Source organism: Sodalis sp. (in: enterobacteria), assembly GCF_036327475.1.
In the GTDB taxonomy this organism is placed as follows: Bacteria; Pseudomonadota; Gammaproteobacteria; order Enterobacterales; family Enterobacteriaceae.
The window spans coordinates 976,240-994,969 of the sequence record NZ_CP132913.1; the positions used below are offsets into that span (position 1 = coordinate 976,240).

General features: G+C 52.8%; 14 protein-coding genes and 5 pseudogenes. 12 read left to right on the top strand and 7 right to left on the bottom strand.

The genetic code is table 11. The annotated features are described in order from the left end of the window. Nucleotides 1-123: 123 nt before the first annotated feature. Nucleotides 124-988, top strand: a pseudogene (locus GPOALKHO_RS05355) (sugar glycosyltransferase). 666 nt (nt 989-1,654) lie between these two features. Continuing rightward, the gene (locus tag GPOALKHO_RS05360) at nt 1,655-2,110 is read left to right on the top strand and encodes a hypothetical protein (RefSeq protein ID WP_406701582.1); all 456 of its coding nucleotides are present in this window, start codon (nt 1,655-1,657) and stop codon (nt 2,108-2,110) included. Here the strand turns inward: GPOALKHO_RS05360 and GPOALKHO_RS05365 are convergent. Next, nucleotides 2,084-3,058 carry a deacetylase gene (locus GPOALKHO_RS05365; protein WP_406701583.1) on the bottom strand — a complete coding sequence of 325 codons (975 nt, stop codon included), beginning with the start codon at nt 3,056-3,058 and terminating at the stop codon, nt 2,084-2,086. The two genes, GPOALKHO_RS05360 and GPOALKHO_RS05365, sit on opposite strands and share 27 nt — an antisense overlap. Nucleotides 3,059-3,220: 162 nt before the next feature. On the opposite strand from GPOALKHO_RS05365, the gene GPOALKHO_RS05370 reads away from it, so the two are divergent. The 6 genes from GPOALKHO_RS05370 (at nt 3,221) to coaD (ending at nt 9,739) form a co-directional block, all read left to right on the top strand. After that, a complete protein-coding gene (locus tag GPOALKHO_RS05370; RefSeq protein WP_406703399.1) occupies nt 3,221-4,324 on the top strand; it encodes a glycosyltransferase in 1,104 nt (367 codons plus the stop codon). Between the two features lie 17 nt (nt 4,325-4,341). After that, nucleotides 4,342-4,656: a glycosyltransferase gene (locus GPOALKHO_RS05375; protein WP_406701584.1), complete on the top strand. Its 315-nt coding sequence runs from the start codon at nt 4,342-4,344 to the stop codon at nt 4,654-4,656. Nucleotides 4,657-5,893: 1,237 nt separating this feature from the next. Then, complete coding sequence (locus tag GPOALKHO_RS05380) at nt 5,894-7,021, top strand: glycosyltransferase family 4 protein (RefSeq protein ID WP_406703401.1); 1,128 nt, start codon at nt 5,894-5,896, stop codon at nt 7,019-7,021. Between the two features lie 188 nt (nt 7,022-7,209). Next, entirely contained in the window at nt 7,210-8,508 is a 1,299-nt protein-coding gene (gene waaA / locus GPOALKHO_RS05385) for a lipid IV(A) 3-deoxy-D-manno-octulosonic acid transferase (protein WP_406701587.1), read from the top strand. After that, a complete protein-coding gene (locus tag GPOALKHO_RS05390; protein ID WP_406701588.1) occupies nt 8,481-9,260 on the top strand; it encodes a glycosyltransferase family 2 protein in 780 nt (259 codons plus the stop codon). The genes waaA and GPOALKHO_RS05390 overlap by 28 nt, the downstream gene beginning before the upstream one ends. Further along, entirely contained in the window at nt 9,257-9,739 is a 483-nt protein-coding gene (gene coaD, locus GPOALKHO_RS05395; protein ID WP_406701590.1) for a pantetheine-phosphate adenylyltransferase, read from the top strand. Before GPOALKHO_RS05390 ends, coaD begins: the two co-directional genes overlap by 4 nt. Nucleotides 9,740-9,790: 51 nt before the next feature. Here coaD and GPOALKHO_RS05400 read toward each other — a convergent pair. From GPOALKHO_RS05400 to radC, 4 genes and pseudogenes are all read right to left on the bottom strand, one after another. Continuing rightward, nucleotides 9,791-10,553, bottom strand: a pseudogene (locus tag GPOALKHO_RS05400) (DNA-formamidopyrimidine glycosylase family protein). An 8-nt stretch (nt 10,554-10,561) separates the two neighbouring features. Further along, nucleotides 10,562-10,729, bottom strand: a complete 168-nt coding sequence (gene rpmG, locus GPOALKHO_RS05405; RefSeq protein ID WP_406701592.1) for a 50S ribosomal protein L33 — start codon at nt 10,727-10,729, stop codon at nt 10,562-10,564. Nucleotides 10,730-10,744: 15 nt separating this feature from the next. Continuing rightward, nucleotides 10,745-10,981 (bottom strand): 50S ribosomal protein L28, encoded by a 237-nt coding sequence (gene rpmB, locus GPOALKHO_RS05410; RefSeq protein ID WP_406701594.1) that lies wholly within the window; start codon nt 10,979-10,981, stop codon nt 10,745-10,747. Between the two features lie 240 nt (nt 10,982-11,221). Then, nucleotides 11,222-11,829: pseudogene (gene radC, locus GPOALKHO_RS05415) on the bottom strand (DNA repair protein RadC); the annotation flags it as partial. Nucleotides 11,830-12,052: 223 nt separating this feature from the next. Here radC and coaBC point away from each other — a divergent pair. The 3 genes and pseudogenes from coaBC to slmA all read left to right on the top strand — a co-directional run. Continuing rightward, entirely contained in the window at nt 12,053-13,267 is a 1,215-nt protein-coding gene (gene coaBC, locus GPOALKHO_RS05420; protein ID WP_406701595.1) for a bifunctional phosphopantothenoylcysteine decarboxylase/phosphopantothenate--cysteine ligase CoaBC, read from the top strand. After that, nucleotides 13,245-13,700: a dUTP diphosphatase gene (dut, locus tag GPOALKHO_RS05425; RefSeq protein WP_406701597.1), complete on the top strand. Its 456-nt coding sequence runs from the start codon at nt 13,245-13,247 to the stop codon at nt 13,698-13,700. The genes coaBC and dut overlap by 23 nt, the downstream gene beginning before the upstream one ends. Beyond that, nucleotides 13,672-14,259: pseudogene (gene slmA, locus GPOALKHO_RS05430) on the top strand (nucleoid occlusion factor SlmA); the annotation flags it as partial. The gene dut and the pseudogene slmA, both read left to right, overlap by 29 nt. Nucleotides 14,260-14,370: 111 nt before the next feature. Here slmA and pyrE read toward each other — a convergent pair. Then, nucleotides 14,371-14,519: pseudogene (gene pyrE / locus GPOALKHO_RS05435) on the bottom strand (orotate phosphoribosyltransferase); the annotation flags it as partial. Between the two features lie 2,054 nt (nt 14,520-16,573). Next, entirely contained in the window at nt 16,574-17,293 is a 720-nt protein-coding gene (rph, locus tag GPOALKHO_RS05440; RefSeq protein WP_406701599.1) for a ribonuclease PH, read from the bottom strand. A 125-nt stretch (nt 17,294-17,418) separates the two neighbouring features. On the opposite strand from rph, the gene GPOALKHO_RS05445 reads away from it, so the two are divergent. Next, the gene (locus GPOALKHO_RS05445) at nt 17,419-18,282 is read left to right on the top strand and encodes a YicC/YloC family endoribonuclease (RefSeq protein ID WP_406701601.1); all 864 of its coding nucleotides are present in this window, start codon (nt 17,419-17,421) and stop codon (nt 18,280-18,282) included. The last annotated feature ends 448 nt before the right edge of the window (nt 18,283-18,730 follow it).

An 18,730-nucleotide genomic window follows, 5' to 3' on the forward strand; every position in this document is an offset into this window, starting at 1 on the left:
CACGCGCTAATCACGAAGGATCGGGTGAATATTGTCAATTTGTGGGAAGCCTGCCCGCCAGACCGTCTGAGTTAACCTGAACGCTATGGCGTAAGAATCAAGAAATGAGCACATTTTAAGCAGATATACCGTGATACCCGACCGCGTGCTTACCGGCACAACGAAAGCCTCTGGCCTTTTTGTCGCATCACCCGCGCCTCACAGGCAGCATCACCCAACTGTGCTATCAGGGCAGCCGGTACCGCTGGTACCGCTAACCGACTGGCATCACTGTTTCAGTGGCGATACACTTATCACCGCCACCGGCCCCTCAATCAACGAGATGGATTTCGCAGGGCTGCCGTCGATGACCGTCGTGGGCGTAAACGGCGCTTACGCGCTTAAGGATCGGTTGGATTTTCAGTTATATGTCATTGTCGATATGAGCTTTATCGATCGCCGCACCGACGTTGTGCGGGCCATCATTGCCGATCCGACGCTGACCTTATCACGCTGGCGGCAGTGCGCTGCCGACTGGCGCTGTTGAAGACGCCTGTTATCGCATCCATCAATCTCGTGTACCCAGCGACAGTGTAGGCCATCACTTCGGCCAGGACCCCCACATTCAGTTCAGTCCTGACCATCCTGATATCGCCTTTACCACCGACATTCGCAGCGGCATATTCGATGCAGGCACGGTGGTGTTTTGGGGCGCTGCAAATCTTGCTTTATCTGGGGTTCACGCGTTTGTACATCACCAGGCTGGACATGACTAACTTCCACCAGCCACGTTTTTGAAACCGATCACGACAAGCTGCCATCGTTCTTGGCGAAGAAATTCGCATCGATCATCGTACCCGCCTTTACCCTGGCCAGCGAGGTGCTGCACCACCACGGGGTGGAGGTGAAAAACTTATCATTGAACAGCGCGTTAAGTAGCGAGATTTTCGAGAAGATCAGTTTTGATGATGCTTTTCAGGATCAGCGTTCATGCAGAGAAGGGCTGTGAGGTACTATTTCCGCTATTTCTTTTCTCCAGTGCTATTACGGTTATACAAGTCAATAATCTCTTTCACCTGTCCGCTCCGTGCCTGTTGAGGATGCTGGCGGAAAATTCCGTCCTGCGACGTTGACTCTTCAACGATCAGCGATTCAATACCTAGCTGTCGCTGACCGCTGTGATGCTAGGCTACTTTTCCACATTATGGTCCTCCCAGCCAAACGACTTGGTTTCCGACCTCACCCACGCTCTCTATCTGCTGCTATTTATGATTATGTACCGATCCATGGTCCAAGGCCATCGACGACGCGCTATGGGCCGTGGCCACCGGAATCATAGTGCTGGTAGCGCTGGATTTTTGACCGTCAATACTCAACCTACCCCAAGCAATCGCCTGACTGACGGTTTTTCGGCGCACCGGTTAACGTTATCGATCTGGCGGGCTATTTCCGTATTGGGCATCTTTATGTGCCTTATCATTATGCGCAACACGGGCGCGCGCTGACTCTATTTGCTGGTCGCTGTGCTGTTGCTGACCCTCTTGCTTACCCAAAGTCGCGGCCCTTTGCTGTCGTTGCTCTGCGCGCTGCCCGTTCTGTTGACCTTACGATCGTCAGTGCGTCGGCGCCATCTCGCAGCAGTAGCGCTGATAGGGGTAAGGCAGCCCTGCTGTTTATGACCCGTTGGCGATATCTTGTGCAGCGCATGGCGAACGGCTGCCAGCAAAGTTTCATCCGTTTCGGCATTTGGCGCCACACGTTGGAACTGGCGGCACAAAACCCTTTTGACTGTTGGCTAGATGAACAGCTGTCGTTTATCAACCTGTGGGGCGATAGCATCACCACTACCCATAGCCTGTATCTGGCCGCGCTGCTGAAAGGTGACGCAACCGGCGCATTGCTGCTTGCGCTGCTCATAAGCTACAGTTTCATCATGGCCAAACGACAGTGTGATCGTCGTCAGAGTCTAGAGGGAGCGCTATGCCTATTCGCCGTCGGGTTTTACCTTACCCAGGGCATGTTTTTGTTATCGGCAATCCCAACGTCGCCTGGTAGATGTTCCGGTTTCCGCTGGAGGTGGGATAACGCTGACGTCGCCCGCCCATCAGACCGAGGTTGCCGATTGCCTTAGGCGATGCTGATAATACTGCGCCAGAGTCATACCGATTACCCGATTTTGCAACTCGTCGAACAGCACCTCTAAATCGTGATATAGCCGCTCTATGGCAGTCTCGTCCTTGAACGTCGGGCTACCGCCCGGCATAAACTCGGACGAGTGCAGCATAAACTCCACATGATCACTTCCGGCGGCCAGGCTCTGCGCCACCACCTTGCACATTTGCGCAGCGTTGCCGCCAGCGGGCCGCAGCCACTGCACCGAAGGGTTACGCCGTTTGCCGCGCAGACGATCGTAAACCTGACTGACCGCATTCACCCACGGGGCGTGCTTGTAGGCGGTAGTCACCGGTACTTCCAGCAGCCGTGAGGAACCAGGACGTGAAATATCCTCGGGATCGATAAAATAGGCGCGATCGGGAAAACGATGGTAATTGCTGCCGCCCACCCCTGATGGCGCACCGGGGGAGCGATGCCAATCCACCCGTGGAGTGACAGAGCAATCCACCTGATAGCCCAGCTCAAGCAGTACTGCGGCGTAGCGCTCGTCAAACGCCCAACGGCCCGCGCGATGGCTTAGTATCTTTGTCTGGAAAGTCTCTTCCAACAGTTGCGTCATAAACAGAATTTTCTCCCGCATCACCGCCTCGGGATATTCAATCAGGTAAGGTTTATGACACCCGTCATTGCCTGTGAGCTCGTGGGCAGGTGGGCTATTCCAGGCGTGCAGATGCATGCCGATTTCTGCGTTACCGCGTGCTATAGCGTCGCGGGCGAAGTCCACAAAGGCGTCGTCCATCGCCATTTCATAATTGGTGAGATACACCGGCTTGAAGCGATACTTTTCGCATAATGTCTGGAAATACGGTAGAAAATGGGCGTTCTCGGTAGTAATATGCCCGTGATTTTGCCAGAGATTATCGCCTTCCGTGTCTATAGTAATAATAAAAGCAGGTGTAGCCATACCGAGTCCAGTCCGAAATCAGAGAAATCCATGTTAGGCAACCGCCGTTAACAGCGAAGTTGGGTTGTGGTTTCGATGAAACTTAAGGAGATTTTCATTTCGCCTTGGGGTAGGATCACCGATAAAACAGACCGTGTACAGCAGCATACAGTGGAAATCAGCATGCGTATATTGATGATCATTGATGGCTTGCCCGGCGGTGGCGCAGAGAAAGTGCTGCTAACGCTCGCACATGGGTTAGCGTCCCAGGGCCATCAAGTGTCAATATTTTCGCTGCGAGAAGTATGCGACTACGCGCTACCGGACGGTATTGAGTATCGGATAATCACTGACAACGCTAGCACACCCTGGCGCAAACTGACGGAGCTATCGCGCCGGGCACGGGCGCTGGATAAGGCGGTGCTGGCATCGCAACAGCGCAACGGCAAATTCGATCTAGTGTTCTCACATCTGTACAAAACTGACCGCATCGTGGCGCTCAGCCACGTGTTACCGCGGGATCGTATCTGGTTCTGCCTGCATACCATGTTCTCATTGGGCTATTTGGGCCATCGCACGAGCTTCTCCCACTGGCTGAAACGCCAGAAAATCCATGCGCTCTACCAAAACCGTAATATTATCGCTGTCTCGCGCGGCGTCCTGAATGATATGTGTCAGGCCTTCAGCGTAAAGCCGCGCCATGCCGAAGTGATTTACAACCCCTTCGATTTCAGCGCTATCCGTCGGCTGGCAGAGGTGCCTTGTGAACTGGCCGGTCAGGATTACCTCATTCACGTTGGCCGTTTGCATGAAAATAAACGCCAGGATCGGTTGTTAAAAGCCTACGCCGAAAGCGGTATTCAGGCGCGGCTGGTTATTCTTGGTAAAGGTAGCGACGCTATGCTGAGGCGGCTTAAGTCCTTGGCGCAAGATTTGCAAATTACCGATCGAGTGCTGTTCAGAGCGTTCAACACCAATCCTTATCCCTATATCCGCCACGCCCGCATGCTGATCTTGAGCTCCGATAGCGAAGGGTTTGGTAATGTACTGGTGGAAGCGCTTATCTGTGACACGCCGGTGGTCAGCACCCGTTGTCCCGGTGGTCCGGAGGAAATTCTGGACGGCGAGCTTTCCGCGGGGTTGGCGGAGTTGAGTAGCGTTTCGCTGGCGAAAACTATGCGCACAGTTTATGACCGGCCGCCGGCGATTTCCTCTTCCAGTCTACAAGCCTATGAGATAGCGACGATTTGTCGGAAATATATCGCCTTGGCGCAAAGCGCGTCCTGACACCAGCAGTAAGCGACATGCGCTTTTGTCCGATAAAGACCCATGACGACAATGACGCAACCGGAATCCGCAACGTTAAGCTTAGCGTCATCGTTCCTTTGTATAACGCCGACGCCATGTTTTACACTTCTAACCCTTCCCTGTTGGCACAAACGCTTACTGACTTGGAAATCATCTTGGTCAACGTCGGTTCTGGTTTGGAAGGGCCGGCGCATGAATGCGCTGAGCGCTATACCCATGTCCGGGTAATTGACCAGCCCAACGGTGGAGCATCGCGCGCAATGCCGGCGTGGCGACGGCGCGCGGCGTTATGCCACCCCTCTCAACACTGACGATATGCTCTATCCTACCCTATATCAGTAATTGTTGACGATCATAGCAGAGTGACCCGGATGTTTCCCGACTCACAGCGGATTAAGACGCTTATTCCCCTTGAGTGCCTGAGCTCGACCGACGTACTGAGTGGTCACCCTGCGTTACCTGCATGTGATCTAGCTCGGCATCTATCTCCCTGTCGTTGATAAAACAGTTGGATTTGCGATTTGAGACGGGCCTGCATCATCAGGATATACCCTGGATCACCGAGCTGATGTCCAAGCTCGCCGCATGCACTATACCCAAAACGTACTGTATTGCTATTACATCCACGCGATGTCCATCAGCAATCGCAAAACGAGCCGGCGTTAAAACGTCGAATATCAGCAGCATTATTTTTCAACCGGCGCTATCATGAGTTTGCACAACAGGTGACCCACGAAACGCTGTCCGTTTGCCATGTAGCGCGAACCAAATCTGGCGCGTGGCTAATGATTATTAGCGATATTTTCAGCCGCGGCGCCCATAAACGTATAATCTGCAATGCACGCGGCATCCACCAGTGGTACTAACTGCTGCCGTGGCTGTGTCGTCTCTACGCCTGGCGCCGGCGATAACCAGAGCGCCATTACCACTCTCAGGTGTGGTCCCTATCCTACTGAGGTGAAAGCTTAGCCTTTTCCATTTGACCCCACACACTAGGCCACTTGCCATGCTTCAGTACCGCTCGCAATGATCATGAGATATTGCGCAGTGCGACTCCGCCGCGTAACCTCGTTCTGAACGTGGACTAGGGCGCTCATCGCCCGGTTTTCCGTGTTTATCTGCTTCTCTGACTAGTGTTTGCTTGAGGCTGCACGCCTGTTTATGGCGTCGATTCTGTGCCCATGCATATTGCGGCGCTGGACACCCCTACGTGGCACTGTTCGGCCTGACTAAACTGCAGAGAGCTGGCGTCCCTAGAGCGAAAAGAGTATCGTGCTACGGGCCGGCGATTATGTCAAACTGCCGGCTTCGGATACGATTGATACCCAAACCCGGCAGTGCTACCTCAGCGTGACACCGCTGAGCCGGTGTTGACGACAGCGAGAGGCCATTTATCAGCACTCGATCCGCTGATGGTAAGGGATCTTGCGCCGTAAACGCGCAACCCCGGCGGAAACGCGCCATCATCCTACCGCGCGGTGCTGGCAAGGTCGTTTACACCATTGCAAATGGCCACCGGCGGATCGCGGCGGCAAGGAAAACTCCGACATGACAACTATTCGCCTGGCGATAATACGGCAAAAATATCGTCCCGACGGCGGCGCGGAACGCTTTATCTCCCGCGCCTTGGAAGCGCTTGATAACAGCGGACTGGAACTGAACATCATTACGCGCCAGTGGTCAGGCAAACCGCAGCCAGACTGGCATGTGCACATCTGTAACCCGCGCAGTGGCGGCCGCATCGCACGCGAGCGCGGTTTCGCCGATGCTGCGCGGCGGTACTGGCAGCAGCGCCATTTCGATCTGGTGCAAAGCCATGAGCGCATCGCCGGCTGTGATGTGTTCCGCGCCGGTGATGGCGTCCACCGGGCGTGGCTAGCGCAGTACGCGCGCATCATTCCCGCCCATCAGCGCTGGCTGACGCATATTAGTCATTATCACCGCTATGTGCTGTCGGCGGAACGCGACATGTTTCAATCCCAGCAGCTAAAGAAAATCATCTGCAATTCGGTGATGGTGCAGAACGATATCATGCACTATTACGGCGTAGAAGAGGATAAGTTCGCTCTGATTTACAACGCCATCGATCCAAAGCGATTCGTCTCCGCCGACGGCGGGCAGCGCCGGGCGGCCCGGGAAGCGCTATCGATTCCTAAGCAGGTCTGCGTGCTAATTTTCGTCGGCTCCGGTTTTGCGCGCAAAGGGCTACGACAGGCCCTTTGCGCGGTAGCCGACACCGATCGCTACCTGATTGTCGTCGGACGAGATAAACACCAGCGGCGCTATCAGGCCCTGGCGCAAAGCCTGGGCTGCCTGTCGCGCGTGCGTTTCACGGGGGTCCGCCAAGATGTGCTGCCCTGTTACCACGCCGCGGACGCGCTCATCCTGCCGACGCTGTACGACCCCTTCCCAAATGCGATCCTTGAGGCCATGTCCTGCGGCCTGCCGGTCATCACCAGCCAACGCTGCGGGGGCGCGGAATTTATTGAACAGGGACGCGAGGGCTTTGTCTGCGATGCGCTTGATATCGCTAGCCTGAAGACGTTCGCCGCTGAAATACCGTCCCGTGAGCGAGATCCAGCAATGGGCGCCGCCGCGCGCCAGCGTGTAGGCACTTGCACGCCAGCGAATCTTTCACGTCAGCTTATGAGCCTTTATCGGCAACTGTTATCATAGCCGTTTGCATCGGTCTAGGTGGCTCCGCGTCATAGCCGGCAACCAGCACTAATCAGATAAGCACTTGCCTGCTAATGAGGGATAATGACTTATCTGCTAGCATATTCCAGATTTTGTGGAAATTCACATTATCTGATTAAAAACTCACTCAGCACATGGGTCGCTGCGCCTTACAATCGTTAATTATAATGATATACAATATAATTATGTATTTAATTCAGCCGCTGGTGTGGATACGGTTATTATGGCGCAGTAGAAAAGCGCCCGCCTACCGCCGCCGTTGGCTCGAACGTTACGGCTTTTGCCAAGGTAAGGTGAAAGCCGGCGGTATCATGTTGCATTCCGTGTCTGTGGGCGAGACGCTGGCGGCCATACCGCTGGTGCGCGCCCTGCGCCACCGCTACCCGTTCCTGCCTATTACCGTTACCACGATGACGCCCACCGGCTCCGAACGGGTACAGTCGGCGTTCGGCAATGATGTCCATCATACCTATCTGCCCTATGATCTACCCGGGTCGATGAACCGCTTCCTCGATCGGGTCAATCCCAAGCTTGTCATCATCATGGAAACCGAGTTATGGCCAAATCTTATCAAGGCACTGCACCGCCGCAATATCCCGCTAGTGGTCGCCAACGCGCGCCTCTCGGCCCGCTCCGCCGCCGGTTATAAGAGGTTTAGCGGTTTCGTCGCCGACATAATGTGCCGCGTTACCCTCATCGCGGCGCAAAACGAAGAGGATGGTACACGCTTCCTCGAGCTTGGCCTGAAAAAAAACCAGCTGGCAGTCATCGGCAGCCTGAAATTTGATATTTCCGTGCCCACCGAGCTGATGGCGTGGGCGCCGTGCCGCCCACTGACGGCGCGGCGCCCAGTATGGATAGCCACCAGCACCCATGAAGGTGAAGAAACGCTACTATTACAGGCGCATCGCCAACTGCTGGCCAACTTTCCCGATTTGTTGCTTATCTTGGTCCCGCGCCACCCGGAGCGTTTTTCGGCGGCGCGGGAGATGACCATGAAGGCTGGTTTTAATTACGTCATGCGCAGCAGCGGAGACATTCCATCCGCCAGCACGCAGGTAGTGGTGGGCGATTCTATGGGCGAGCTGATGCTGCTGTACGGCATCGCCGATCTGGCGTTCATAGGCGGCAGCCTGGTGGCGCGCGGCGGCCATAATCCCCTGGAAGCGGCGGCGCACGCCATTCCGGTGCTAATGGGGCCGCACACTTTGAATTTTCGCGATATTTGCAACAAATTGGATGAGGCTGGTGGGTTAATCACCGTCACCGACGTGCCGTCGCTGGTCAACGCGGTATCCACGTTGTTGACCGATGAGGACTATCGCCTGTATTACAGCCGTCATGCCGTCGAGGTTCTGCATCAGAACCAGGGCGCGCTGCAGCGCCTGCTGAATTTGCTTGAGCCTTATCTGCCACAACGGAGTTACGGAGTTAGTGAATGTCGCAAAGAAAGCGTCTGTCGGTAGTACTAATTACCCGCAACGAGGCTGAGCTCCTGCCGGATTGTCTGGCGTCAGTAAACTGGGCCGATGAAATTGTGGTGCTGGATTCCGGCAGCAGTGATCAAACGCGCCATATCGCCGCGCAGGCTGGCGCACGCGTTTTCCAGTCCACAGACTGGCCGGGTTTCGGTATACAGCGCCAGCGGGCTCAGGCCTATGCTAGCGGCGATTATATCATGATGCTTGACGCCGACGAGCGCGTCACGCCGGCGCTACGCCGGTCGATTCAAGAGGTACTGCGACAGCCAGACTTGGAGATGGTCTACAGTTGCGCACGGCACAATTTGTTTCTTGGCCGCTTTATGCGCCACAGTGGCTGGTACCCTGACCGGGTGGTGAGGCTGTATTCACGTGAGCACTATCGCTACAACGCGCTACCGGTTCATGAATCCCTTGAGACCAGCGGCGCCGGCATCGTTGCCCTGGCGGGTGATTTGCAGCATCTGGCGTGCCGCGATTTGTCGGCTTTTCAGCGTAAACAGCTGCTGTACGCCGAAGCCTTAGCGCGGGAACGCCATCGCCAGGGGCGGCGATGCGGCATGTTAGCCATTATTAGCCATACCTACGGCGCTTTCCTTAAAACCTGGTTGCTACGCGCCGGTTTTCTGGACGGCAGGCAAGGTTGGTTGCTTGCGGTGGTTAACGCACAATACACTTTCAATAAATACGCCACACTATGGGCCTTAAATCACGCTGAAAAGGAAAATAATCTATGACCACCAAAGCCATCTATCCTGGCACCTTCGATCTGCTGACCAATGGCCATCTGGATTTAGTGACCCGCGCCGCACAGATGTTTGATGGAGTCGTGTTGGCGATCGCCGCCAACCCCAGTAAACGGCCGCTGTTTGATTTACATGAACGAGTGGCGTTGGCAACCCAGGTGACAACCCACCTGCCCAATGTGACGGTAACCGGCTTTAGCGACTTAATGGTCGATTTTGCTCGCCAGCAGCAAGCAAATATCCTGATCCGCGGTGTACGTACTATGACGGATGTCGAGTATGAGATGCAACTGGCAAAAATGAATCGTCACTTAATGCCGACGCTCGAGACCGTGTTCATGATCCCTGCTGAAGCCCTGTCTTACATCTCCTCCACACTGGTGAAAGAGGTGGCGCTGCACGGCGGCGATATAGATCACTTTCTGCCCGCGCCTATCGCAAAAGAAGTCCGGGCACGGCTGCACCCCTAATGGGCAGCACATAACGCCGCGCCACTACAGGGAAGCGCGGCATCGCACCCTTCATGCTGACACGCAGGCAGAAAACGTGCTTCGCTGGCCGTGCTTGGCGGCCAGTATCGGCGTTCCGCACGCTCGGCAAGGTTCGCCACCAAAATAGCCCGGTTTTCCGTCTGACTGCAGGAAATTTCGCAGCGTGGTGCCACCCGCTCAATCGGACGAAGCAAAATACCGCCTTGATGCTTTACGCCAGCAACGTAGCATCATCTTTGCTTAAGGAATTGACGGCGCAGCCGGGCAAATGCCGGCAACGAGCAGCGATTCGCTGGCGTAGATATTGCCGACGCCAACTACCAACTGATTATCCACCCCATGGCTTGATCGGAGAACGTTTATTGGCGGCTTCTCATAACAGCCAGCGTCCGTCAAACTCGGGCCTCAAGATGAGCTAGCACGCAGCTGGTGAACAGATCATCGCTCCATAGTCAGGCGCCAAAACGCTACGGATCGGTATAGCGGATGATACAGCTGTTGCTGATGACCAGATCGACACGATCGTGCCTTTCAGGCGGCTACGAAAGCACTGGCAAACATCCCGACGTACCGAGATGGATAAGCCAGCCCTGATCCAGCTTCAACAGCAGATATTTAGCCCGGCGCTGTACGCTCAGTACCCGCCTATCCCGCAGCGCGATAATTTCTTCCTCCACCAGCCAGCGCAGCAGCACATTGCGTACCTCCTCCCCAGAATCGTCTGTCCCTCGACACCAGGTTCAATCCCTCGGCCGGCCCATAAAAACCTGGTCGGAACCGGGTTTTTGGCCAGTCGCCAAATTATTTGATTTTGGCCTCTTTGTAAATCACATGCCGGCGTACAACCGGATCGAATTTTTTCAATTCCATCTTTTCAGGTTTAGTACGCTTGTTCTTCGTGGTAGTATAGAAGTGGCCAGTACCAGCAGAAGAGACTAACTTGATCTTCTCGCGAACACTCTTAGCCATGATTTCGTTCCTCACTTAATACTTCTCGCCGCGGACACAGAGATCAGCCAAAACCATTTCGATGCCCTTTTTATCAATTACACGCATACCTTTAGCAGATACGCGCAGTGTAACAAAGCGTTTCTCTCTCTCAACCCAAAAACGATGAGAGTGCAGGTTAGGCAGAAAACGGCGTTTGGTCGCATTCATTGCGTGGGAGCGGTTGTTGCCGCTCACCGGGCGCTTGCCAGTAACTTGACAGAGTCGGGACATGTCTATTCTCCAAAAATCAAATCAGCTCGAGCTCTAAGAACGATGGTGGCCGCCTCGTCAAACTTTAGAGCCCATCGCAGTATATTCACTGAGGAGAGACTTCCAACAGAGAGGCTCTGCTAAGATAGGCTCTCAATGCTACACCCAAGATTTTTAAAGGTGGCGTAGCATACGCCTTGGCGCGCGACCGTTCAAGTCTGCACGGCTAAAGATCCCACAGAATCGCCGAAAAGGCTCCAGTCTTTTCGGCAAAAGAAACCATTCCCACGCGCCGATAATCAGATGGTCCAGCACCCGAATATCGAGAAACAGGCAGGCTTTAACTACTCGTGCTGTTACTTCGCGGTCGGCGCGAGGCTCGGTTCAGCGTTAAGGATGATTGTTCGCCAAAATAATCGCCGCCGCATTGATCTTGAGTACCGCGCGAACAATTTTCGCGGATGAACCTCAACGCTATTCACCGTAAACAACTCATGGTGATTGATAAGGCGATTGAGGATGTCGAGAAACATGACCACAAACACCTTCCTTCTCTCGGTATACCAGAATTTGCTGCAGGTAACACCTGGATATATCCTGGCTGGTCGTTGCATCCTCGCGCATCAGATGCGAACGAAAAATGCGCCGCGCCATTTCGCCAATCGCCCGCAGCTGCGTACACTTTGAGCCCCCAGACTGTACGTAACGCCCAGGATTTGGTAGTCAGCAATCATCAATTTATCGAATGAATCGAACTGCGCCAGCAGTTCTTCCGAGAACTGCAGCACATCTTTTCTCTGAGTGCCGGTGCACAAAAACAGCGCCCATAATCCAATGTCCGTCAGCGCGTCAGATCGAGAGCAATCCACTGCTCATGCAGTGCCAGCGTTGACGGCCAGCTTTTGTTACTACGCTTTTCCATTGTGCGGCCCACCGCCCTGATTTTATCATGCCAGCAGCAACACTGTTGTTCGACATGGTACGGTAAAAAGCTGAATGACGATTCCAAAGCGGTCGTAAACAAACAAATGACCGTGGCATTGAGGGTTATGATAAAATGCCTATAACCATATTTTCACCTGGACATGCAAGATGACGGGACTGGCCGGCAAACATATTGTTCTGGGCGTAAGCGGCGGTATCGCCGCCTACAAGGCCCCCGAACTGGTGCGCCGTTTGCGCAAGCGGGGCGCCGAGGTGCGCGTGGTGATAACGGCGGCAGCGAAGGCGTTTATTACTCCCCTGAGCCTGCAGGCGGTATCGGACTATCCGGTGGCGGACGACCTGCTGGATCCCGCCGCAGAGGCAAGGATGGGGCATATTGAGTTGGCAAAATGGGCTGATCTCGTACTACTGGCGCCCGCAACCGCCGATCTTCTGGCGCGCCTGGCGGCGGGAATGGCTAACGATCTGCTCACCACGCTTTGTCTTGCGACGGCGGCCCCCGTCGCGGCGGCGGCGGCCATGAACCAACAAATGTATCGGGCGGCGGCAACGCAGGCGAATCTAACCACGTTGAGCGGCCGCGGCGTGCTACTGTGGGGACCCGATAGCGGCGATCAGGTTTGCGGCGATATTGGCCCAGGGCGGATGTCCGATCCGCTGGTGCTGGTGGACCACGTGGCACAGCATTTCACCCCCGATCGCTCGCTAGGCCACCTTAATATCATGATAACCGCCGGGCCGACTAGAGAAGCGCTGGATCCGGTACGTTTTCTCAGCAATTACAGCTCGGGCAAGATGGGCTTCGCCATCGCCTGCGCCGCTGCAGCTAAGGGCGCGCGTGTTACGCTGATAGCGGGTCCGGTCTCAATACCAACACCCGCGGATGTGGAGCGTATCGACGTGACCAGTGCGCTGGAGATGCAGGATGCGGTAATGCGCACCATCTACCAACAACACATTTTTATCGGCTGTGCGGCGGTGGCGGACTACCGCGCTAGCTGTTTTTCACCGGAAAAAATCAAAAAGAAAGACGATGACCTGATAATTACCCTGATTAAAAATCCTGATATTGTGGCGGCCGTGGGCGCACTAACCAAACAACGTCCTTATGTCGTCGGATTTGCCGCCGAAACCCACAATATAGAAGAATACGCCCGGCAAAAGCGTATCAATAAGCAAATGGATTTGATTTGCGCTAATGACGTTTCCAAAGCCGGACAAGGGGTTAACAGTGATAACAATGCGTTGCATCTGTTCTGGCAGGATGGGGAAACCTTGTTACCTCTGAGCGATAAATCACTGCTTGCTCAACAACTAATTGACGAGATTGTCAACCGTTATGATGAAAAAAATCGACGTTAAGATCCTGGACCATCGCGTTGGCGATCGTTTCCCGCTGCCAACTTACACCACCACAGGGTCCGCCGGCCTGGATTTATGCTCTTGTATCGATGAGCCGGTGGTGCTGGCGCCAGGTGAAACCACCTTAATCCCGACCGGGCTGGCGATTCACATTGCCGATACCAATCTGGCGGCGGTTATCCTGCCGCGATCCGGTTTGGGTCATAAACACGGTATCGTGCTTGGTAATCTAGTAGGTCTTATCGATTCGGACTACCAAGGGCCGCTGATGGTCTCGGTCTGGAACCGCGGGCAGAACATTTTTACTGTTGAGCCAGGGGAGCGCATGGCACAAATGGTCTTTATGCCGGTCGTGCAGGTGGAGTTTAACTTGGTGGAATCCTTCGATGCCAGCGAACGCGGCGATGGCGGGTTCGGGCACTCCGGAAGATAATAGCCTTGACGATTCGAAACGTAACCGCCGCAAAGAGATTTTACAGGTATTGGCACAGATGCTTGAATCCAGCGATAGTAGCCAACGTATTACCACCGCAAAGCTGGCAGCCAATGTTGGCGTTTCGGAAGCCGCGCTTTACCGCTACTTTCCCAGCAAAACCCGGATGTTTGATAGCCTGATCGAATTTATCGAGGACAGTCTGATTAGCTGGATTAACTTGATCCTACAAGATGAGAAAGAGACTCTGATTCGTCTAATATTGTTGTTGATTTTAGGCTTCGCGAAATCCGGGTCTTACGCGCATTATGAGCGGTCACGCGCTAATGTTTGAACAAGACCGACTCAGGGGCGTATTAATCAGTTGTATGAGCGTATCGAAGTGCAGCTGCGCCAGGTATCGCGTGAGCGCAAACTGCGCGAAGGGGAAGCGTTTGAGCTGGATGAGTCGCTGGTCGCCAGCCAGTTGCTGGCTTTTTGCGAAGGTATGCTGTTGCGCTTTGTACGTACTGAATTCAAATACTGGCCTACGCAGGAGTTCGAGCTGCGTAGGCCGCTTTGGTGGCGTAGCTCCACTGAGCGGCGCGGTGGAAGTGGCGCTCCACCGCCAGTCAACGTGAGCGCTTCACTACCGGCATTAAGAGCGGAACGTCCGTCACGCCCGGTCAGCTCAGATACTATACTGCTGCTGATAGGCACAGACCGCAGTGAGATGGTCGACCATTTCGCCTTTTCTTTCAGATAGGCCATCAGATCTGCAAACGTGATAATAGCTAACACCTTGCAGTGATAATTCCGCTCCACTTTCTGAATGGCAGAACCGGTGGGTTAAACAAGCTGCGGCATGCGGTACCTAAAGGTATCAGCGCCGATACGATAATAAAGTGGCCGTTACCAAGATGCCAGCTATAAACCGAACACCGGCGAGTGAGTACCGGTTGGTAGTATCGATCAGATGTTCTTTTAATTCTTACTGGCTTAGATTCTATTTGTTAAAAACTTACGTAATTCTGCTATCGACAACTTCCCAAATCTTGTTACCGAATTGCTCGCTCTGACTTAATCGGTGTCACCTATTTTCAGCAGCACACCATTTCTCAGCGGCATGTTGATAGCAATGGCTATGTGAACCCGTTAAACGAGCTTGGAACGATAGTGATGGCAATATCAACATTAAGTAGATGCCTGGATCGGTCTCTGTGTTACTTCAGGTAAACATCTTAATCTATCGGCGTTAATGCTTTTAATAGTGATTTAATATGTGCCAAAGTCGTTTTTGTGAAGATTATCACAATCCAGCGCTTGTTGATTAAATTTTCAGTCTTTTAATTTCTTTATCTCCGCCAAGCACACGAAATAATCATATATTTTCTTTTAGATTTTTGATAACGCTCTCAATCTTTTGCAAAATGTTCTCAATTGGTCGTTTGTATCGAATTATCTTCTCCCTTAGACAGAGTATCTGGTATAATATAGATGTATAAGCATCGTAACGCTAATTTAAGAGTACAACCTGACAGATTAATTATACATTGTTATCTTGTTAAATCTTACCTCGATTAACAGCGAGGGGGCTATTATGCTAATGTCGTTTTTCTATCAATGAGCTCGCCTCTGCTCTTTCCATCAAAATTGAAATATTCACATTACCCGAAAATTATTTTCTTTTTCTGTTTTCAAGGAGTAATGATAAGCTGTAGCGTCATCAACACGCTCCTTGAACACGCTCCTTGAACACGCTCCTTGCGGATCTGTTCAATATGCGCAAATCGTCCTGTGTAACCGGTGACAAAGTGACCAAAGTCCCTCTAAAGATGCTGGCGATATCATGAGCTTACAACTTAGCTGCTTTCAGCAGCGTTTGGTCGATTTTGCAAGCCTGGTCAATTACTTAACATTACCCGACTTGCAAAGGAGGTCTTTATTATTAATCTTGTTGCTGTCCGGGCAACCTCACAAATATTCACACTCTGCTTTCCTGACCATGTTGAAGTTTTGCTTGGATACTTTCGTTATCAGGTACAAATTTTGTCTGGACATCGACCTCTTGCAAGATAGATAACGATTATTCTAAGGGTATTGAGATTGAGATGTTTTATGTTGTTCAACTTCTTCCAGTGAGGAAAACGTCCATACGTTTTGTCATACTTGTTGGACACTCAGTCCTTTCCCTGAAGAGGCCGCTTTTCTTCACTGAGACAAGTGATCTGACGAGATGCTTGACCCATTTGGTTTGCTTGAGAATCATGAGATTGACTTATCTGGTATAAAATATATAATTAAAATTAATCTTTTATAATAAAATTATTAAGTTTCGATAGTAATAGATACAGCAATTTGTTACCTACCTTCAATTATTCACACGATGATACGAGTTAGTGGCAAATTGTCAGATTGCGTGCCTAAACAGATAGAAAATAGCGGTGGTTAGGCTGATTAGGCTTACTTAAACCGACTAGGATTTAATTTGCTTATGAATAATCTCCCCTAAAAGTGCCATTCCTCAATACTACGATTACGCGAGACGGTAGAAACAGTGTTAAACGTCAAGCTACGGCAGGTTAATGACCTTGTATTTGTCCCTTATGGCGACAAAGAGTGGTGTGTCCTTCAATATGGTCTATACCTTCTGACGAGTTAAACAGTGCCACGACAAAAACTGAAGGATCAATGGCACTTTTAAGGATGGTCGGTGGGTATCATGAGACCGCTGAATCGGCGGATTATCATTTATCTGCCGGCAATATGCGCCGAGGCTTAAGACAGTTGGCCCTAACAGTAGCGGGAATGTAAAGTGTGAAGGGTGGACGGCTCATGATTGTCGAGCGTAACGGCGCCAGGCAGTGAACAACATCACGAAATTAGGCGCGAACTTATGCTGCCGCCAGCGCGGCTTTTTGCGCTTGGATCAAGCTGTCAATGCCGCCGCGCGCTAATTCGATCAGCGTAATCAGTTCCTGCTGACTGAAAGGCTCACTTTCGGCGGTTCCCTGCACCTCAATCATGCGACCGCCTTCCATCATCACCACGTTCATATCGGTTTTGGCGGCCGAATCTTCCACATACTCCAAATCACACACCGCTTCACCGGCCACAATGCCGACGGAAATCGCCGCGACGAATCCTTTCATCGGGTTGGTTTTCAGCTGGCCCTTTTTCTGCATGTTGGCAAGGGCATCAGCCAGCGCCACGCACGCGCCGGTAATGGACGCGGTGCGGGTACCGCCGTCAGCTTGTAACACATCGCAATCGAGGGTAATGGTGTATTCGCCCAATTTATTCAAATCTACCGCCGCGCGCAGAGAGCGGGCGATAACACGCTGAATCTCCAAGGTGCGACCGCCCTGCTTACCTTTTGCCGCCTCGCGAGGATTGCGGGTATGGGTCGCGCGCGGCAGCATGCCGTATTCGGCGGTAATCCAGCCCTGTCCCTGCCCCTTGAGGAAACGCGGCACACTCTCTTCCACTGACGCGGTGCACAGTACGCGAGTTTCGCCGAATGCTATCAGCACCGAGCCCTCTGCGTGTTGGGTAAAATGGCGGGTAATGGTTACTGGACGTACTTGCTGTACGCTTCTGCCTGCTGGACGCATAGAGGTATCTCCGGCTCGTAAATCATGGGTTGGCTGCGCATTATACGGACTTCCCAGCCTAATGCCTATCTTGCCTGCCGCTGCGGGACTATAATTGCAGCAACTCTTATAAAACAGGTACTCCTATGATCCGTAGTATGACCGCCTTCGCCCGGCGTGAAATTAAGGGCGCTTGGGGCACTGCCGCCTGGGAACTGCGCTCCGTTAATCAGCGCTATCTGGAAACCTACATACGTCTACCGGAACAATTCCGCGGTCTGGAGCCCGCCATTCGCGAACGCATCCGCCTGCGCCTCACCCGAGGCAAAGTGGAATGTAATCTGCGCTTCGACGTAAATCCCGGCGCGCAAAGCGCGCTGATCCTCAATGAAAAACTCGCCAAACAATTGGTGGAAGCCGCGCAGTGGGTGAAAATGCAAATCGACGAAGGTGAGATCGACCCGCTGGCTATTCTGCGCTGGCCGGGTGTCATGTCCGCGGCGGAGCAGGATTTGGACACTATCAGCATCGAATTACTTGCCGGGCTGGACGCTACCCTCAGCGACTTTATCAGCGCACGCGAAACCGCGGGCAACGCTCTCAAAGTATTGATAGAACAACGGCTGGCGGGTGTTAGCGCTGAAGTAGCCAGCGTGCGCCAGCAGATGCCGTCGGTGCTGGTCTGGCAGCGTGAAAGACTGCTAAACAAACTTGATGAGACCCAGATTCAACTGGACGGTAATCGCCTGGAGCAAGAACTGGTGATGCTAGCACAGCGGATAGACGTCGCGGAGGAGCTGGATCGTCTCGACGCCCATGTTAAAGAGGCCTACCAGATTTTGACCAAAAAAGAGGCGGTAGGCCGGCGGCTGGATTTTATGATGCAGGAATTTAACCGCGAGTCGAACACGCTGGCGTCAAAATCCATTAATGCCAGCGTGACGGCATCCGCTATCGAACTGAAAGTTTTGATTGAACAAATGCGCGAGCAGATTCAAAACATCGAGTAATCACTGCACCGGTCCATTATCTACTCCCACTCCCTTTTCCAGGGCGTGTTTTATAGTACTGGGTAGGTCTGATCTGTCGCGAGCGATGTTAGCTTCAGCCGACGAGGCCCGATAGAAGTAGAAAACAGCTGTTCCATCATCGAACGTCACATCAATAAACTGAGGAATCCCTACCGTCGTGGAGGCGTTTGTTTTACTGATTTCGATGTTTTATGTTGTCGCTGATACCGACCTTTATGGCATGCGTCACATTCCATAAAAGCATGGAGAAGTGATATTATGTAATAGTCGATTCACGGCGTTTCATTTGGCGGCCACGTATCCCTTACTCTGAAAGGTTGGCGATTTTCTGTATGACTGTCTTTGCCAGTGGCAATATTAATTAAATGTCCCCATAGAAATGCATACAAAGAGGGAGAGCTGCGGCCATCTCAACTTAGTCATTATT

What these genes read in the sequence shown, in the direction of transcription:
- GPOALKHO_RS05360 (WP_406701582.1), top strand. Translation starts at nt 1,655, where the DNA reads ATGACCCGTTGGCGATATCTTGTGCAGCGCATGGCGAACGGCTGCCAG.
- GPOALKHO_RS05365 (WP_406701583.1), bottom strand. Translation starts at nt 3,058, where the DNA reads ATGGCTACACCTGCTTTTATTATTACTATAGACACGGAAGGCGATAAT.
- GPOALKHO_RS05370 (WP_406703399.1), top strand. Translation starts at nt 3,221, where the DNA reads ATGCGTATATTGATGATCATTGATGGCTTGCCCGGCGGTGGCGCAGAG.
- GPOALKHO_RS05375 (WP_406701584.1), top strand. Translation starts at nt 4,342, where the DNA reads ATGCGCTTTTGTCCGATAAAGACCCATGACGACAATGACGCAACCGGA.
- GPOALKHO_RS05380 (WP_406703401.1), top strand. Translation starts at nt 5,894, where the DNA reads ATGACAACTATTCGCCTGGCGATAATACGGCAAAAATATCGTCCCGAC.
- waaA (WP_406701587.1), top strand. Translation starts at nt 7,210, where the DNA reads ATGATATACAATATAATTATGTATTTAATTCAGCCGCTGGTGTGGATA.
- GPOALKHO_RS05390 (WP_406701588.1), top strand. Translation starts at nt 8,481, where the DNA reads ATGTCGCAAAGAAAGCGTCTGTCGGTAGTACTAATTACCCGCAACGAG.
- coaD (WP_406701590.1), top strand. Translation starts at nt 9,257, where the DNA reads ATGACCACCAAAGCCATCTATCCTGGCACCTTCGATCTGCTGACCAAT.
- rpmG (WP_406701592.1), bottom strand. Translation starts at nt 10,729, where the DNA reads ATGGCTAAGAGTGTTCGCGAGAAGATCAAGTTAGTCTCTTCTGCTGGT.
- rpmB (WP_406701594.1), bottom strand. Translation starts at nt 10,981, where the DNA reads ATGTCCCGACTCTGTCAAGTTACTGGCAAGCGCCCGGTGAGCGGCAAC.
- coaBC (WP_406701595.1), top strand. Translation starts at nt 12,053, where the DNA reads ATGACGGGACTGGCCGGCAAACATATTGTTCTGGGCGTAAGCGGCGGT.
- dut (WP_406701597.1), top strand. Translation starts at nt 13,245, where the DNA reads ATGATGAAAAAAATCGACGTTAAGATCCTGGACCATCGCGTTGGCGAT.
- rph (WP_406701599.1), bottom strand. Translation starts at nt 17,293, where the DNA reads ATGCGTCCAGCAGGCAGAAGCGTACAGCAAGTACGTCCAGTAACCATT.
- GPOALKHO_RS05445 (WP_406701601.1), top strand. Translation starts at nt 17,419, where the DNA reads ATGATCCGTAGTATGACCGCCTTCGCCCGGCGTGAAATTAAGGGCGCT.